We start from the raw sequence: 17,921 nt of genomic DNA, 5'->3' as shown, positions 1-17,921 counted from the left end.
TTAAGACAAGGGACTTTAGCTATAACTTGATTATAATGGCTCTTTCTCATTTTGCCAGATAGCGCGAATTATCTTGATTTCATCGTAGCTATATTCCTCACGCAGATGATCAAAGAGATTGCGTAAAGAATCACCACCGATCGCATCTAGTGCTTCATAAATTACGGTTTGACGTTCTGGTGCAACAAGGCGATCGCAGTTAATCGCATAGCCAGCTTCAATTAGTTGGACTAGATGAGTCCAAACTGTCGCGGGTTTAAGTCCGCGATCGCGAGCTATATCGTCAATATCTAAGCCATTCTCATACATTGCAAGGGTTTCGCGTTGTGTACTTGCCTTCGATAATTTTGATTTTGGCGTGGCTTCCTGTTTGACTTTGGAGGGAGTTGATTCCGTGATTTCCGCAGGAGGATATTTGAGATGATGGTCGAGAATAATTGCGATAAAATCATCGGCATATTGTTCTAATTTCTTTGCCCCAACTCCTGACAACTTCGCGAAATCCCTCCGATCCGTCGGTTGCTGCTCAGCCATTTGATTGAGCGTAGCATTGCTGAAAATCACATAGGGCGGGACTTCCTGCTCATCAGCAAGATTTTTGCGTAACAGCCGTAATCTCTCAAAGAGAATATCCACATCAACAGGTCTTTCTCTCGCCTCTTCCCGATCAGTAGTTTTTGCAGGCTCAGCATCACGTTCTATTGGCAATAGCACATTGCGCTGATTTCGCATTACCTCCCAACTGCGATCGTTGAGCTTGAGAATACCGTAGCCATCAGTAGTTTGGGTTAGAAAACCTTGATGAGTTAGCGATCGCGCAAGTTGTCGCCATTCATCCAGACTGCGATCTTTACCAATGCCATAGGTCGATAGGTTTTCATGTCCATGCTGTAGAACCTTCTCTTTGCGCGAACCTCTCAACACATCAATTACATGCCCTGCTCCAAATCTCTCCTTTGTCCTAGCCACACAGGATAAGAATTTTTGAGACTCCACTGTCCAATCTTCCATTGGCTTCGGGGAAAGACAGTTATCACAGTTGCCGCAATCACCGTGAAAATGTTCACCGAAATAACGAAGCAGAATCGTGCGGCGACAGGCGACACCTTCAGCATAGTCCACAACCTGACGTAATTGCTGCTGCGCGATTCGCTGTTCTGCTTCCAATGGTTCATTGGTTTGAGGATCGACTTTTTGAGCAATGAGAAACTTGATCGTTTCTAAATCTCCATAGCCTAGAAATAAAGTGCAGTGAGAATCCTCCCCATCTCGTCCCGCTCGACCTGATTCTTGATAATATCCTTCAATATTTTTGGGTAAATCGTAATGAATCACAAACCGCACATCAGGTTTATTAATGCCCATCCCAAAGGCAACTGTCGCCACCATTACCTGCACATCGTCCCGAATCCAACGAGTTTGATTTTCTTCTCGTTCTTTATTTCCTAATCCTGCATGATAGGGAATTGCTTCGATACCATCTTCTCTCAGACGACTGGCTATTTCATCTACACGTTTACGGCTGAGGCAATAGACTATGCCTGAGCCTTGCAGTCTCTTAATTTGCTGTAATAGATTTACATAGGTTTGCTCATTCCCTTGCTTGGGAACAACTTCATAATAGAGATTAGACCGATTGAAGCTTGCCACATGAATGTATGGCTGCTTCAGTTGCAATTGTTGACTAATATCTTCGCGCACTCGCTCTGTCGCCGTAGCGGTCAAGCCAATCACGGGTACATCGGGATGAAGTTGGCGAATTCGACTTAGTTGGCGATATTCTGGACGAAAATCATGTCCCCATTCCGAAACACAGTGAGCCTCATCCACCGCAAACCCTGCGATACCCATTTTCCCTTTAATGATATTCAGGAATTCGAGAAACTGTTCGGCAAATAAGCGCTCTGGGGCGACATAAACTAACTTAATTGCCCCATTGAGAATCGCTTGCGATCGCTGAGTACTTTCTCGATTCGTTAGCGTACTGTTGAGAAATGTCGCGCCAATACCGTTTTCTTTGAGAGCCGTAACTTGATCTTGCATCAGTGCGATCAGAGGAGACACGACTATCGTCACCCCAGTCTTGAGCAATGCTGGCAACTGAAAACAAATCGACTTCCCGCCCCCAGTTGGCATGATTGCCAAGGTGTCACGACCAGCCATACTTGCTTCAATAATCTCGCGCTGACCTGCCCGAAAGGATTCATATCCAAAATATTGCTTCAGCGCCTGCTGCAAAGAATCACTGTTTGACATCGGTTTTCTTGTTGGTAAATTTCGGGCAAGGGGCTTAAGAGATCCCCCTCAATCCCCCTTAAAAAGGGGGAAGAATTTAAAGTTAATTCTCCCCCCTTTTTAAGGGGGGCTGGGGGGGATCTAGACAATCGCGTCTTAAACAGGTTCTTAGATTATTGATCTTCTTCCGTAATTTGCAAACGAATAGTCCTTCCAGATTGATCATTACCAATCTGGACAGTGACATTTTGACTAGCCAAGGAATCAAGAGAATTAAGCAGATCTAGTAAATTAGGGGTGCTTGCACCCGACTCCACATATAGCTGATCGGCGGATGTAGCAACGCGCTTCCAGATACCGTAGAGTTTAGCGATCGCTTGTTCGAGTTGTGAGGCTTGGCTGACCAGATCAGATGCGAGTTTGAGGCATCCAAGTCTTAGAGCTTCCTCAAGCGCAAGATCGATGTTAACAGAACGGTTTGCGATCGCTTGGACTTGACTCGTATTGGTTAGATATTTGGTCAACCTTTGAGCATCAGCAGTAACAAGTTTGATATTATCAAGATCAGAGGCATCAGCGATCGCCTGTTTCAATGGAGTTTGATAAGATTCAGGCAACTTGTCGATTTCGCGAACTAGGGGTGCGACATAACGGGTAGGAATTGTGTGAGCAGCAATCTTCTCTTTTAAATCATCGGGAAGATGATCAGAACTCATCGATGTCCATTCATCGGAGAGCTGCCGCACTTCACGTCTAGTAATCTTTTCTCCATTTCTAGCCGCATCGACAATCAACTGCTGCACTTCAGCGGAAGCTTGAGCTGTTTCTAAGAAAGCTCTCTTACTAAATTGACGAATATCATCAGCATCTAGCTGACCATCCGCCATTAAAGTATCAGCACTATTGGCAAGCTGAATCCATGAATAAGCTTGAGACTTACTAATTTCTCGCTCTTGCAGCCATTTCAAGAAACCTGTACCACGTCCCTCTCCATTTGCTTTCTCGCGATCGCGTACAGTTCGCAATATTCTACCCCGCCAAATATCTGTCTGCAAATCGAAGCGATCGCATACTTGCCAAGCTAGATCTACTTCAGCAAGAAATTGACCCTCAGCCAAACCTTCATCATTTGGATCAGGTAAGGAAAGCGAAAAATCTGTCAGATCGAGATTTGCTAAAGCTTCGTTGGGAATAGATTCGACGGAAATAGATTCGAGTAGAGTTTCACTCACGGACACAGACAACCTTTGATTTAATGACTTTGAAGCATGGGCAACATAAAAGTTGCCCATCTAATATACTAACGGATAGAAAATAAATAACTCGCGTAATTAAAACTCAAAACTGTTGGGGCGGGCAAAGCCCGCCCCAACAGTTTTGAGTTTTATTAAATTTTCATTCCTAACGAATCTGAAAATTGATAAATAGGCAGCTTAAAAATGTGAGCTGGGCGGTGAGTAAAAACATATAGATCACAGCGCGTTTTTTGAAAATAGTTAAGATCAAGCCGATCGCCTTGAGATCGATTATCGGACCAAAAATGAGAAAGGCAAGTAGTGATCCACCTGTAAAAGTAGAAGCAAATGACAAAGCAAAAAATGCGTCCACAGTCGAACAAATCGAAACGATCGCAGCCAAGATCATCATGGCGATAATCGAGCTAACTTGCCCCTGCCCCAAGGCGAGAATAATATCGCGGGGAACCCATACCTGAATTACCGCCGCGATCGCACTACCCATCACGAGGATTGCCCCTAGCTCACGCATTTCTGCTAGCGTATTGTCCAGCAACAGATTTAAGCGATCGGGCAAAGATTTAGTGACAATTTGATTACTTGACGATAAATAGCCCGCAAAATCTAAAGGCTGACTGCGATCTTCTCCCAAAAAAAATGTCCCTACAGGTACAGCACCCGCCTTGACCTTGGGTGCTGGTAAAGCAAGTGCAATATTCGGTTGCAAAATAGCCCGCAAATCCTTTTGAGAACTAAATATCATGGCAACAATTGTAGCGATCGTAAATGAAAGCACAATTCGTAATACCGCAATTTCAGGCTGATCGCGAAAGGCTGTCCAAGTTGCCCAAATTACCACAGGGTTAATCGTTGGAGCTGCCATTAAAAAGCTCACCGCCACCGAAATCGGTGCGCCTTGAGAAATAAGTCGTCGCGCCACAGGCACATTGCCACATTCGCATACAGGAAACATAAATCCGAGAAGACTTCCCGCTAATGCTCCTAAAAAAGGATTTTTGGGCAAAATAGCTATAAGCTTGCGCTCATCGACAAATATTAATAAAGCTCCTGACAGCAAAACCCCCATCAACAAAAACGGTATCGCTTCCACAAGGAGGCTCAAAAACAAAGTAAATGCGCTGAGAATTTGGTTCATAATTACGCTATTTGACATTCCCAGAGATCAGAAGGACGCAACCCGACCATTGATTTTCTAGGATTTAAGGCGTTTGATAGATTGCTAATTTTTAGCTTAACAATACAATTATAAGTATCTAGACGCAATTAAAATCCAAATCCAAACCCTGTAAAGAGAATTACTGCAAGCCATTGATTATCAGTAAAAAGCTTAGTAAAGCGTGAATTTCATAGATAATTTAGTCTCATGGTCATCATAAAGAGCAGTAAGGTTTAAAATTTTGTGGGTCTCTTCTCGTAAAATGTAATGTTAATATAGCAAACCTAAAATTTGCTGCAATAGGTAACGGGACTAAAAACATGCACCAATGCTTAATAGGAAACAGCCGCCATGACCGCACCAGATTCGCAAATACCCACAATCCCTAATACTTCTAAAATTACCCCACCTAAGCTAGAAGATTATCGGATTCCCGTATCTCCAGGATATGCAATGCCTGAAGATCGCTATGCGATGTCCGCGCCTGATCTTGGTGGCGAGTCAGCAATTTTAGCTGAGTTTGATGCGGCTATGCGCTCTGACCAATTTTCCTTAGCATTACAAAAAATAATTCGTTGCCGAGATAATGTCTTACCTGCTTTACTTGAGCGTCTCGAAAGCGATGAAGTTGCCGTATCCAAAAAAGCAGCAATCGCCTTAGGCTATTTGCGATCGCCTATGGCGATCGCCCCCTTACTCGCTGCCGCCAAAAATCCTCCTCGTCAAATTCATTGGCAAGCAGCAGCAGCACTAAGCTGGATTGGCAGTGCTGAAGCAATCAGTGCCTTAATAAAGTTATTGCGACATCCATCTATTCAAGTTCAAGCCGCAAGTGCTAAGGCTCTGGGACGAGCTAGTTTGCCTGCGGTATCACCTTTAGTTGAGGCTCTAAAGCACAATGATGACATGGTAAAAGTTCATGCTGCCCACTCCCTTGGTCAAATTAGCTCTCCGTTAGCAGTCACTACGCTTATCGACGCTCTTGAGAATGGGAGTAAATCAGTTCGTTTTGAAGCCGCTTGGGCGCTGGGTCAGATCAAATCTCCCCTATCAGCTAATTCGCTAGCAAGTTTACTTACTGACAATGATATTAGTGTGCAGTCTCAAGCCGTACAAGCTTTAAAGAATATTGGATCTCCCGCTATTGCTCCTGTTTCAAAAATGCTTTACAACCCCTCTAGTCATACCCGCAGTGTTGCCGCGCGTACTCTAGGGCAGATTGGAATGGAGGAAGTTGTACCAATGCTTGCCCAAGTTTTGAGAGATGATGAATATGCCTATGTACGTTGTGATGCAGCATTAGCATTGGGGGAAATTGGTTCGCATGATGCTGTGTTCTATCTTTCACAATCGATAAAAGACCGCGATCGCTCAGTCCGCAGTGCTATTTTGAGGGCTTTAGCACAAGTAAATTCGCCTGAAGCTCAGGAAATTTTAAATAATATTAAGCACACGGTTGCCATACCAAATTATTCTGTCTCTAATCTAAGAGATTTTGGCGATGAGTCAGACTTTACGACAATTCAGGGATAAGTAGAATAGGAACTATACGTGCACTCAGCTACCTATTCTCGCCCCCTAGCCCCCACAATTCTTGGGGCACAAGAAAATTACCATTCTCCAAATCCCCCTTCAAATTAACGATTGAGATCAGCTTTCCAGTCTTTAGCTTTAGTCAATTCTTTGAGGATGCCTCCTTCTGCCATCAGGTCTTCAGACTTTTATATAGCTATAGCCATCCAATTCACAGAAGTGTTGTCACACTTCTGTGAATTAAAAACCAAACCCTATGAGGGTTTTAAAAACACAAAATGGCTACGCCATCTTGTGTTTTGCTATTACTAGCGACTAGCAACCAATATCAGTAAACATTTGTCGTGGCAACACGCGCAACGCTTCTTCTAAGGTAGTAATTCCTGTTGAAATTTTGTCACGCACACTATGAACAAAAGATTCATAACCATGTTCCATTAAATACTCAAGTATTTTTGATTGATTTCCTTCAGCCATAATTTTTCGTACTGGAGGAGTGACATTTAATAACTCAAATATGGCTTCACGCCCTAAATAACCTGAACCAAAACAATGTTCACAGCCTTTACCCTTGTGCCAATCTTGGTATTTCATATCCTGTGCTGGAATATTCAAAAATTCAACTTCTTCTCTTGTTGGTACATAAACTTCAGAGCAAAAAGAGCAGACTTTTCTTACCAATCGCTGTGCGACTATCCCCAACAGAGCTTCAGAAATTATGCTGGGATGCAGTCCTAAATCTTTTAGTCGCGCCACTGTACTAATTGCATCATTGGTATGCATTGTGGATAGAACTAAATGGCCTGTCATGGCAGCGCGGATAGTGATTTCAGCAGTTTCCAAATCGCGTACCTCACCCACCATAATAATATCGGGATCTTGACGCAAAATTGATTTCAGACCTGTGGCAAAGGTAAGCCCGCCCTTTTCCTGTACTTGTCCTTGGGTGATATTTGACAAATTATATTCAATCGGATCTTCCATCGTAATGATATTCACTTGATCCGTTGCTAATACTTGTAAAGTGGCATAGAGCGTACTGGTTTTACCTGAACCCGTTGGACCAGTAACAATAATTAAGCCTTGGGGTTGTGATACCCAACTACGATAAATTTCTAGTGATCGCGGCATGAAGCCGATATCTTCAATCGTGGTTGTCAGCATTTTATTGCGTGGCAATAGCCGAATTACAGCCTTTTCACCACCGACACAGGGAAAAGTACTAACCCGCATATCTAAATCTAAATCCAGATGATCGGCGGTAACATAATGCTGACTAATTCGACCATCTTGAGGCTGGCGACTTTCGCCAATATTCATGTTACTCATCACCTTGAGGGCAACGATGGTCTTACGACTGACTTCAGGCGGTAAAATTCGTGTAGTTCTTAAAATGCCATCTATGCGATAGCGGACGCGCAGCCCTAACTCTGTTGGCTCTAAATGAATATCACTGGCGCGATGTTGCAGCGCCACCGAAATTAAAGCATTAATTCGATGAGTTTGATCAAGGGCTTGAGATAAATAGATATCAGAAATTTCATCTAAGTGTGCTTCTTCATTTGCACCTGTGAGTGGGTTCACAATTGGTGAAGCAATATTACTTGGCTCAGGTAAATTTTGCCTAAGAAACCATAATAAATAACTTTCGGAAGAGATAGTTATATTTTTGATGCCCGTTAACGTAACATTGCTCATTTGCTTGATTTCGTCACTGGTTAATGAATGTGGCGAAGCTAAATAAAAGTAACCATGCCATAGCAATAGAGGAATTATCGGTGGTAAGGATTTGCGATCATCAAAATAATGAAAAAATCGATAATTAAGCTCTTCATCTAGTAAATCAATCCTCAATCCGCCACGTTTATCAACCAATAGATCAAGGGCTAGATCGCAATCAATTTCTTGATTGCGAAGACGCTTCCAAACTGAATTAGAAGAAATAAGAGATGTTTGACTCATAATATAAAATATAGATCAACCAAATCTAGAAATATTTCTCTTGATATAGTATTTTACCGCAAGAAAAATTAAAGCCCTATAGCGATCGCATTAGGTTTATTGAAATATAAATACTTCTAATAAATACTTCTAAAATAAGACCATGACTGATATACAACAATTACAACTACTACTAAATGGAGTAAATGGCTGGAATCAATGGAGAAATGAGTATCAAGATACATTAATCTTATTGCAGAATGCGGTACTTAATAATGCCGATTTGCGGTATGTCAATTTAAGTTATGCCAATCTGGAAGGTGCAGATTTGTATCATGCTAATTTAATTGAGGCGAGATTAGAATATGCAAATTTAACTAAAGCAAGTTTAAATGGTGCGATCGCCACAGGTTCTCTAATTAAAATAAATTTTAGCGAGGCAAATCTTTATAGTGCTATTTTTAGCTTCGCCGATCTCAGTTATGCCAACTTAGAAAGAGCTAATGCGATCTCTGCAAATTTCAATAGTGCTAATCTCCAAGGTGCAAATTTCCAAAATATTAATGCTAGTCATGCCATATTTTGGAAAGCAAACTTAAAAGGGGCTAATTTGAATAATGCGACTTTTTGGGGTGCAAAGCTATATTCTACAAATTTAGAGCGATCGCAGTTGCAGAATACTGATTTTAGTGGTGCTGACCTCAGTGGCGCAAATCTCCAGAATGCCGATCTTAGTGGCGCAGATTTACGCGATGCCAATATGAGTAACGTAAATCTCGAAGGCGCAAATCTCGAAGGGATTCTTTGGGGTAAAAATATAAGTCGTTATGCGACGAATTGGAGTAATGCGATCGGTTTAATGTCTGCCCAAAATGTACCCGCATCTCTTTTACTGTGAAGATGAGGAAGTTACAGCTAGGATAATGCCCTCGCGCCAGCCATTGATTTTCAGGATTTCAGGCATTCCTTCCACGTAACATCAGTTATTTAAAACAAAAGCTATGCTCAGCATCAACTTTGTTTTTGGGATAAATATTATCGCGTCAATATTTTGTGTATACTGTATACATAGTTTTGGTAAGTAGCATCAAAGCACAAAATGGCATAGCCATTTTGCGCTTTTAAAAACCTTGCTGGGTCTAAACTAGGTCTAATTTTCAATTCACAAGAATGTGCCAACACCTTCGTGAATTGTTGTAAGTCATACCAACTCAATGAAGATCAAGGAATTATCGTTGCAATTGCAAAAGGCGAAGCCCAAATCCAGCTCACTTATCAATATCCAAGGATATCAACAAAATTTTGACAAGGATGCTAGCGCAATTAAACATAAATCCTAAAAAATTGCTAGCAAAACCCACAAAAAGCATAGGTTTTGACCCGTAATTTTAATTACTCCAAGTCAGCTATAACTTTGTTGTCAACCTTTAAATTTATGAATTTGTAATTGCTTCTATTTTTCCAAATTTACAGGTGCACAGTTTTAGGAATATTCCATATTTAAAGATTAAATATATTTAGTATGGGAGATATAAATATTCAAATATCAATCGAATACATTGCAATAAATATTAACAAGAAAACCTAGAGGCTTACTAATAGTAATAATCTCTAAAAATGTTGTATCTAGAAGGACTAAAGAAATCAAAATAAATAATAGCCCTATATCAATTTAACAAAAAAAGTAATTTAGAATACCATTATTCTGCGAATATCCTGTTGTAATGTATCTTGAAGATCAAACTAAATCATTACCACTAAATTTGCTTTAGCCATAAAATTACTTGCTCAATCAATTATTTGCTGACACCTTTTAAAGAAATTTATAGTGATAAGCAAGTAGCGCGATCGCTAATTTTAGATTGAGTTTATTAGTTGATTTTGGCAGTTAAAAATTAGTGGAATAAAAGTATGCTTAAGAACAAATTCATCACCATGATTAAATTGCCTAGTCCCGAATTAATTACTAGATTGAGTAGTCTGTGTTTATCGCTAGCACTGATGTTGAGTGTGTTTTTGGGAAATCCCGTTCATGCACAAGCAGAGGTAACAGCCAATTTTGATAGCGCGATCTTTTCTGTAAAAGCGACTGAAAATGGTGCAATTTTTTCTAGCCTAATCGCAGATGCGGCTGTAGAGCCTGAAGCAGCCGTCGAAACCCCTGAAGCCAAAGCCGCTGCAAAGGCAGAAGCAAAAAAAGCCAAAGCCGCCGCTAAACTTGAAGCCAAAAAGCTAAAGGAAGCGGAAGAAGCTAAGGCAGAAGAAGCTAAAGCTGCGGAAAAGGCGGCTAAAAAAGCAGCCAAACTAGAAGCCAAAAAAGCTAAAGAGGCAGCTAAGCTAGAAGCCAAAAAAGCTAAAGAAGCGGAAAAAGCGGCAGCCGAGGAAGCAGCCGAAGAGAAAGAAAAAGCAGCGCCTGAATCCGATGCTGCCAAAACGCCAACTGAGCCAGCAGTAGAAAGTGTACCTACTGGCGAAGTTGTTAGTCCTTAATGTTTAGATTCTCTCAAGTAAGTTTAGGTATTGAAGCAATTCGTAAGCCTGTCCTAATGTGATTTCCACTAAAAAGTTTTCCCAACTTAGACATTAGGAAAGTAGGCAACGCCCACCCTACCTATCTCCTACTTGGGAAGTTGTTTTGTGGAAATCACCTAACACTTGACAACAATCTATTAATACCAATTCTCTAAAGTGTAGTTAAACTTATGAGAATTGCAAATTTAACCCATCAAGGTTTTTGAATTCTCAAAGTGGCAATGCCATTTTGAGAATTGGGATCAGATCTAATTCAAGACAAGAAAATGACTTCAGCAATTCCCCGATCGCAATTCAAGTTTAATCTCAGTGCTTACTTAATCAGTGATGGGCCAGCAGGATTTCTATTAAGTTGGGTAGCTGGGTTTGTTGATACTTCTGCATTCATTATTTTGTTTGGACTATTTACAGCCCATGTGACTGGCAACATTGCCTTAGCGGGGTCTTCATTTGTGAGTGCTGACACTGAGACAACGATTACTCGCTTGTTGATGTTGCCCACATTTGTGCTAACTGTCGCTTTGACTTCTCTGCTAGCTCGTTTTTCTCGTCGCCAGCAATGGTGCGTTTTTGGAGTCTTGCTCACTGCGGAAGCGATCGCTTTAGCCGTTTTCCTAGCCATGGGAATGACTCTTTCGCCCGATCTTCTATTTGATGTACAAGAAGATTTGATCCTACCCATTGGTATATCTGGCGTAATCGCAATGGCGATTCAAAATGCATTGATGAAGGAAGCAAAAGGAGTATTCAAAAGCTACATTCCGACAACAGTAATGACTGGAAATACTACACAACTCACAATTGATGTTGTGCAGTTTTTCATCGCTAAGTTTGCAAGTGTCCAAACAGAATTAACCCAGATAGAAGCAAGTGAGTCTTTAGAACGGATCGGTCGATTTGTACCGACGATTGCAGGTTTTGCCCTTGGTGGATTGCTGGCTGCTTGCTTTGTCTTAGTATCTGAGTCTTGGTGGAGCTTGTCTCTACCTTTGATCATTATCTCGATTTTGGCGATCGCTGCCTATGTCGAACATGGTCGTACACCGATCACTTAAATAACAAATAAGCATTACCAAGTAATGCTTATTTGCTCCTCTAAAATCTTTCAGGAAAAGCAATGAAACAACGTTTACTCTCATTTTTTGTCAGCGCCATAATTTTTGTGGGATTACTCACTGGCAATGCTTCTCAAGTTCAGTCAAGCTCATTGTCTGGAGCTTTGTTAGCTGCGTCAGACATTAATGTTGCGGAACCTGTTGCTGCCCCCGAAGTAACTGCACCTGAAATTGTCGCACCTGAACCTACTGCAACCGTAACAGAAGCCGCTACGCCTGAAACTGCTGCGCCAGTAGCAGAAGTTGCTGCACCAAAACCTACTGATGAAGCAACAAATTTGCTAACTAAACTAGAAACGGAAATAATACCTCAAATTGAGAGCGTTTTAACTCCAGAGCAGCAAGCAGAATTTGCAACTAAGGTTGCCGCAGGAACTAGTTTTCGCAAGGCTTTTAAGGCTGTAACTCTAACTCCAGCCCAAAAGACTAAGTTGAGTGCAGTATTCAAAGCTATTCCTAAAAAAGATATTTTTGCAACGCTCACTCCTGCTCAGAAGAAACAATTATTCTTAAAAAATAAGCAACTGTTTATTCCTACGGCTGAAGAAATCGGCGATAAAATTACTGCTGGCATGAAAATGGGAAAGGATAAGTCTCCTTTAGCACCATCGGCAGAATCAATCGTCGAAAAAATTAAAGCTAAGATGAAAGCTACTGAGGCAAAGGAGTAGTCATGGATGGACTGCTGTCTGGTCGGTTAAATGATTGGCTGTTATTAGTGGCGGCGATCGTTGCTTCGATGATCATATTTGCCTCTTTACAGAAAGTTGCAAAATCGCTTTTAGTCCCATTTTTGATTGTTGCGATCGCGCTTATTTTGGCGAAAGTTGCTTTTGGAGTTACCCCAGAACATCTCTGGTACGAGTCTGTTCATGTAATTCGGAGATTAGGTGCAAGATTTATGTAAACCCAAAAAGCGGCTCGAAGCGCCGCTTTTTTTTGATTTCTGATTTTGTAGTGATTCTAGCGGAAATTTTTTGAATAACTGTATACAGTATACAAACTGATATTTTAAACAACCCAAGCAAGACATCATGGCAGATAAAGAACTGAACCTAGTCAAAGAGCTAGGCGAAGATATTGCTAAGGCTCCAGTGGTCACTAAGTCTGGATTAATTTATGGACTAAATGATAAACCTCCTGTTGTCGAAGCTATTTTCGTAGCTTTTCAGCATGTTCTTGCTGCTTTTGTTGGGATCATTACTCCTCCAATTATTATCTGTACCAGTCTAGGATTGGATGCGGCAAATACTAGTTATTTGATTAGTATGTCGCTCTTTACTTCGGGAATTTGCACTTATATTCAATGTAAAAAGATTGGTCCAATCGGTTCGGGTTTGCTAAGTCTACAAGGTACTAGCTTTGCTTTTCTTGCCCCAATTTTAGGCGTAGGTACAGCTTCTTTGCAGAGAGGTGATTCCCCAGAACAAGCTCTAGCATTGATTTTTGGAGTTTGTTTGTTTGGCTCATTCGTGATAATTGTTTTGAGTCAGTTTATCCATCTTCTCGACAAAATCATTACCCCAGTTGTGTCTGGTACGGTCGTAATGATTATTGGTTTAGGCTTGATTAAAACTGGAATGATCAGTCTTGCGGGCGGTGCTGTGGCTCTAGCAAAAAACGATGGTTCCTTTGGTAGTTTTCAGAATCTTGCTCTGGGTGGTGGAGTTCTATTTATTGTCATTGTATTAACGCTTTCGCGAAATCGCTATTTGAGAATGGGTGCGATCGCGATCGGTTTAGCAGTTGGATTTATTTCCTCGCTATTCCTTGGCATAGTCAACTTCAGTGCCCTCAGCCAAATGTCATTCTTTAGGCTTCCAGTCCCTTTCCGTTACGGAATTAGTTTCGATTTCGGTGCTTTTTTGCCATTTGTTTTGATATATATATTGACGGCAATTGAAACTGTCGGTGATTTGACAGCAACTTCGGCTGTATCAGGAGAACCAGTCAGTGGTGGCGTGTATGTTCGCCGCATCAAGGGTGGTGTCTTAGGCGATGGGATAAACTCCTTGATTGCTGCCGTCCTAAACACTTTCCCAAACACGACCTTTAGTCAGAACAATGGTGTTATCCAAATGACAGGCGTGGGTAGCCGTTACGTTGGCTTCTATGTAGCTGGGATCTTTGTGATATTGGGTTTGTTACCCTTTGTTGGCGGCATATTCCAATCGATTCCACAGCCAGTTTTGGGTGGTGCAACCCTAGTTCTATTTGGCTCGATCGCAGTGGCGGGATTGAACATCGTTGTATCAGCGGGACTGGATCGCCGATCAATGATTATTGTTGCAGTTTCTCTAGGCTTAGGCTTAGGTGTGGTATTTGCACCTGAGATTTTTGTTGGGAAACCACCAATTTTTAGTAATCTGTTTGGTTCTGCTATATCTACAGGTGGTTTGACAGCCATTTTGCTAAGTTGGCTATTGCCTAAGTTGGAGGAAACGGCTCTTGTGGAGCAAGAAAATCCCGTTTAGTTTCCTTCTCAACAATAACTGTAGAACGTACTCATTCTAAATGTAGGGGCAATTCATTAATTGCCCCTACATTTAGAATGAGGGTTGCAGGGTATTTTTGCGTAAGTCCTAAACTGATATAGCAATCCAAAATAATTTGTAATTGGATTCAGAACTTATAGCATTTTGCAAATGAGTGCGTACTCATTTACGAAATAAACAACAATCATAGTATTGGTTCCCTGTTTTCATTTTCATAGGGAAAATGAAAACTGCAATATTAGATAGAAACGAAAATTATTGAAATCACTTATCGTACAAAATATTTAGTCTGCTTTTTGATGGTGATTGATATAAAATGATATGAGCATAATGCGGTTTACAAATAGGCGATCGCGATCATGTCTGCACAGTTCCAAATCCACAAAGACACCATTGACCAAGTAAGTCAAAGGGCAGACATCGTAGATATCGTCTCCGAGCATGTTGTACTACGCAAAAGTGGGGCAAATTTTCGGGGCGCTTGCCCTTTTCACAATGGAACAAATGCTACAGCGCTGACGGTGAATCCATCTCGGCAAATGTATCACTGCTTTAACTGTGGTGCCGCTGGTGGTGCAGTCAAATTTTTGATGGAGATCGATAAGCGATCGTTCTCTGACGTAGTTTTAGATTTGGCGAAACGATATAACGTTCCCATTGCCACAGTCGAACCTGAAAAAGCCAAAGAAATCCAGCGCCAAATTTCCCATCGCGATCGCCTTTATGAAGTGATGGCTTTGACCACCAGTTTTTATCAACATGCCCTTTATGCACATCAGGGCAAAGCAGCGCTTGCCTATCTCAGCGAAAAGCGGCAAATGAGCAAAGATACAATCCAGAAATTTCAACTGGGTTATGCGCCTGCTGGCTGGGAAACTTTAATGGGTTATCTGGTGCAGCAAAAGCAGATCCCTGTGAGTTTAGTTGAAGAAGCAGGCTTGATCGTTCCGCGCAAAACAGGTAATGGATTTTACGATCGCTTCCGCGATCGCCTAATGGTTCCTATTCACGATACGAGAGGTCGTGTAATTGCATTTGGTGGGAGATCATTAGGAGACGAAGAGCCAAAATATCTTAACTCTCCTGAAACAGAACTATTCAGTAAGGGATCAATTCTATTCGCAATGGATAAGGCTCGCGATGCGATCGCTAAGTCTGACCAAGCAATTGTAGTAGAAGGATATTTCGATGCGATCGCCTTGCATCAAGCAGGAATTGAGCAGGTGATCGCAACGATGGGTGTAGCTCTTAATGCTGACCAAATGAAGCAGTTATTGCGATATACCGAAACCAAGAATGTAATTCTAAACTTCGATGCCGATAAGGCAGGAATTACGGCAGCGGAAAAGGCGATCGCAGGATTTAAAGAATTAGTATTTAATGGAACCGTGCAGTTGCGAGTTTTGACGATGCCCGATGGCAAAGATGCCGATGAGTATCTCAAACAACATAGTGCAGAGGCATATCGCGATTTACTTAAAAATGCACCATTATTCCTCGATTGGCAGATCGATCAAATCCTTTTAGGTCAAGATCTTAACCAAGCCGATCGCTTCCAAAAAAGCAGCCAAGCGATCGCACAATTATTAAATAATCTGCCCGTTGATTCTTTCTTTCGCACCCATTACATCCATACTTCCGCGCAACGCTTATCGCAAGGCAATTCTTATCTTGCATTGCGTCTAGAGCAAGATCTGCGTCGTCAGTTACGCAACACGCGCTGGAACAGCAATAAGCCTGCACCGTCACTAACCACGACCACAAATTCGCTACATATTGCCGAAACGCAACTTTTACAAATTTATCTGCATTTTCCCCAACATCGTGCTTATTTATATCAAGAGATTGCGGACGAAGAGAATATTGAATTTACGCAATCCAATCATCGCTATCTTTGGCAAATTATTCTCAATCTAATTCAAGAGAAAAAAACTTCCCTTGCTGCGGAAGAGCCTTACCCCGATCATTTAGTGCAACAATTACAGATTCTCTGTGCAGAAACAACAGAGGTGGCTGAGCAACTCCAGCATCTGCTCTGGCTTGACGAAAACTCACGCATAGGTTTATTACGTCCCCAGATCGTGGTGAGAACTGCGATCGCTAAAATTCAATATATCATGTGCGAGAAGCATGAGAAAGACTGGTTAAGCAAATATCAAAGTATCGATGTGATTGCCAATCCTGCTTTCGGTTATGAATGTCAAGCCAAAGTAAAAGAAGCAAGACAACGTAAAGCCGAAATCCGTAAACAGATTGAAGTTAATTATCTCGATCTGTCAGGTACTAGCACGAGTGAGACGAATATTATTGAGTTTTGAAATGATATATTTTAGTTTAATCTGTGGACTTAAATCTAATGACCCAAGCGATCGCCAATCTAGAATTAGCTAACCCTAAAGCTTTGACAGATCAAGAGTTTATGTCATTACCTGAAAATGGCAACCTTTATGAATATGTGGATGGAGAGCTAATTGTTGTGGCAAATTCAGGTGTAGAGCATGGCTATTTAGCACTTACTCTCGGATATTTTTTGACAGGATTTGTACGTACTCATAAGCTTGGTGTAACTTGTGACTCTAGTACAGCTTTCAAGATGAAAACAGGCAATAAGCGATCGCCTGATCTTGCATTTATTGCTAAAGAACGTTTGCAAGGATTAAAACGACTACCAAAAGGATTTTTTGATGGGGCTCCAGATTTAGCTGTAGAGATTATTTCTCCCAATAACACTTTTGAGGAAATCCATAACAAGCTCGTAGAGTATTTTGAGAATGGGACTCGGTTGGTATGGGTAATCTTACCTGATGAAGAATGTGTATTGGTTTACCATAAACCTAAACCATCAAAGCTTTTGCAACTGGAAGATAGCCTTGATGGAGAAGATGTTATTCCTGATTTTAGTCTTTCCTTATCAGAACTATTTCAAGAGCTATCTTTTTAATCAAGTCAAAGCATCAGGATCAACGCCAAGTTCGCGTAATTTTGCCGCTAATACTTCTGCTTTTTCGGCACTCCATAATAGCAACTTGCCAGATCGATCATACCAACGCAACCAATTCATCGACTGTCCTAGCCTCGTTCCTGACCAAATACCTAGAAACAGTTCTAGTTCTGGGATCCATGTCTGTCCTTGAGCATTAGCTTCTTGAAGTATATAACGACCATTCTGTAAGCAGCGCACTTCTAGGCTTGGGACAGCAGGATCGTAAATAACATAGGTCGGCACTTGGAGAATTCGTTCGTAGAAATAAAGCTTGCCATAGGGAGGCGTGACCCTGATTGAAAGCTCACCACCTTCTGTTTCCGAGAGAAATTCCATCACGATCGCTACAGGCTCACCTTCTAAATTAGGGGTATAACTACGCCGAGTAAATTCTTCACTAATGGGATAGACCTTAGGCACATAAAACCAATCAGGAGCTTTGACAATAGTACGAGAATTGACTGAGGCAACTAAACCAAAGTTGGAACCAATGAGCATCTCTGGCTGAATTAGTCCTGCTGCTCCTAAGGCATCGGTCAGAGCAGCAGCCAAAATCGGTTGTTGAATATTTTCCACAGGATCGTCAGGTAATACGAAGTCAGCAGGTAAAGCTTCCCAAGTAATTTTTGGCTCGATTTTGATGGGTGAGACTTGGAGAACCATAAAATTGACCTC

14 protein-coding genes are annotated in these 17,921 nt (G+C 41.5%); 9 read left to right on the top strand and 5 right to left on the bottom strand.

Annotation, left to right across the window (positions count from 1 at the left end; all coding sequences use genetic code 11):
- Positions 1-30: 30 nt before the first annotated feature.
- From recQ to CQ839_RS06390, 3 genes are all read right to left on the bottom strand, one after another.
- A complete protein-coding gene (gene recQ / locus CQ839_RS06400) occupies positions 31-2,256 on the bottom strand; it encodes a DNA helicase RecQ (protein WP_103667448.1) in 2,226 nt (741 codons plus the stop codon).
- 152 nt (positions 2,257-2,408) lie between these two features.
- On the bottom strand, positions 2,409-3,473 hold the full coding sequence (locus CQ839_RS06395; RefSeq protein ID WP_181016125.1) for a hypothetical protein: 1,065 nt from the start codon (positions 3,471-3,473) through the stop codon (positions 2,409-2,411).
- A 163-nt stretch (positions 3,474-3,636) separates the two neighbouring features.
- Positions 3,637-4,626 carry a permease gene (locus CQ839_RS06390; protein WP_103667447.1) on the bottom strand — a complete coding sequence of 330 codons (990 nt, stop codon included), beginning with the start codon at positions 4,624-4,626 and terminating at the stop codon, positions 3,637-3,639.
- Positions 4,627-4,998: 372 nt separating this feature from the next.
- Between CQ839_RS06390 and CQ839_RS06385 the strand changes: the two genes are divergently transcribed.
- On the top strand, positions 4,999-6,180 hold the full coding sequence (locus CQ839_RS06385; protein ID WP_103667446.1) for a HEAT repeat domain-containing protein: 1,182 nt from the start codon (positions 4,999-5,001) through the stop codon (positions 6,178-6,180).
- Between the two features lie 315 nt (positions 6,181-6,495).
- Here CQ839_RS06385 and CQ839_RS06380 read toward each other — a convergent pair whose 3' ends face one another.
- Positions 6,496-8,142, bottom strand: coding sequence for a GspE/PulE family protein (locus CQ839_RS06380; RefSeq protein ID WP_103667445.1), 1,647 nt, complete (start codon positions 8,140-8,142; stop codon positions 6,496-6,498).
- A 142-nt stretch (positions 8,143-8,284) separates the two neighbouring features.
- On the opposite strand from CQ839_RS06380, the gene CQ839_RS06375 reads away from it, so the two are divergent.
- The 8 genes from CQ839_RS06375 to CQ839_RS06340 all read left to right on the top strand — a co-directional run bounded on the left by CQ839_RS06375 (position 8,285) and on the right by CQ839_RS06340 (position 17,204).
- On the top strand, positions 8,285-9,019 hold the full coding sequence (locus CQ839_RS06375) for a pentapeptide repeat-containing protein (protein WP_103667444.1): 735 nt from the start codon (positions 8,285-8,287) through the stop codon (positions 9,017-9,019).
- A 1,013-nt stretch (positions 9,020-10,032) separates the two neighbouring features.
- Positions 10,033-10,611: a hypothetical protein gene (locus tag CQ839_RS06370; RefSeq protein WP_103667443.1), complete on the top strand. Its 579-nt coding sequence runs from the start codon at positions 10,033-10,035 to the stop codon at positions 10,609-10,611.
- A gap of 308 nt (positions 10,612-10,919) precedes the next feature.
- Positions 10,920-11,708: a YoaK family protein gene (locus CQ839_RS06365; protein WP_103667442.1), complete on the top strand. Its 789-nt coding sequence runs from the start codon at positions 10,920-10,922 to the stop codon at positions 11,706-11,708.
- A 62-nt stretch (positions 11,709-11,770) separates the two neighbouring features.
- Entirely contained in the window at positions 11,771-12,439 is a 669-nt protein-coding gene (locus CQ839_RS06360; RefSeq protein ID WP_103667441.1) for a hypothetical protein, read from the top strand.
- Positions 12,440-12,441: 2 nt separating this feature from the next.
- Positions 12,442-12,675, top strand: a complete 234-nt coding sequence (locus CQ839_RS06355) for a hypothetical protein (RefSeq protein WP_103667440.1) — start codon at positions 12,442-12,444, stop codon at positions 12,673-12,675.
- A 127-nt stretch (positions 12,676-12,802) separates the two neighbouring features.
- Complete coding sequence (locus tag CQ839_RS06350; RefSeq protein WP_103667439.1) at positions 12,803-14,242, top strand: uracil-xanthine permease family protein; 1,440 nt, start codon at positions 12,803-12,805, stop codon at positions 14,240-14,242.
- A gap of 380 nt (positions 14,243-14,622) precedes the next feature.
- The gene (gene dnaG, locus CQ839_RS06345) at positions 14,623-16,581 is read left to right on the top strand and encodes a DNA primase (protein ID WP_103667438.1); all 1,959 of its coding nucleotides are present in this window, start codon (positions 14,623-14,625) and stop codon (positions 16,579-16,581) included.
- Between the two features lie 38 nt (positions 16,582-16,619).
- Positions 16,620-17,204 carry a Uma2 family endonuclease gene (locus CQ839_RS06340; protein WP_103667437.1) on the top strand — a complete coding sequence of 195 codons (585 nt, stop codon included), beginning with the start codon at positions 16,620-16,622 and terminating at the stop codon, positions 17,202-17,204.
- On the opposite strand, the gene CQ839_RS06335 is transcribed toward CQ839_RS06340, so the two are convergent.
- A complete protein-coding gene (locus CQ839_RS06335) occupies positions 17,205-17,909 on the bottom strand; it encodes a Uma2 family endonuclease (protein ID WP_103667436.1) in 705 nt (234 codons plus the stop codon).
- Positions 17,910-17,921 lie beyond the last annotated feature (12 nt).

This window comes from Pseudanabaena sp. BC1403 (assembly GCF_002914585.1).
Classification (GTDB): domain Bacteria; phylum Cyanobacteriota; class Cyanobacteriia; order Pseudanabaenales; family Pseudanabaenaceae; genus Pseudanabaena.
This window is presented reverse-complemented; position numbering and strand designations above follow the sequence as displayed.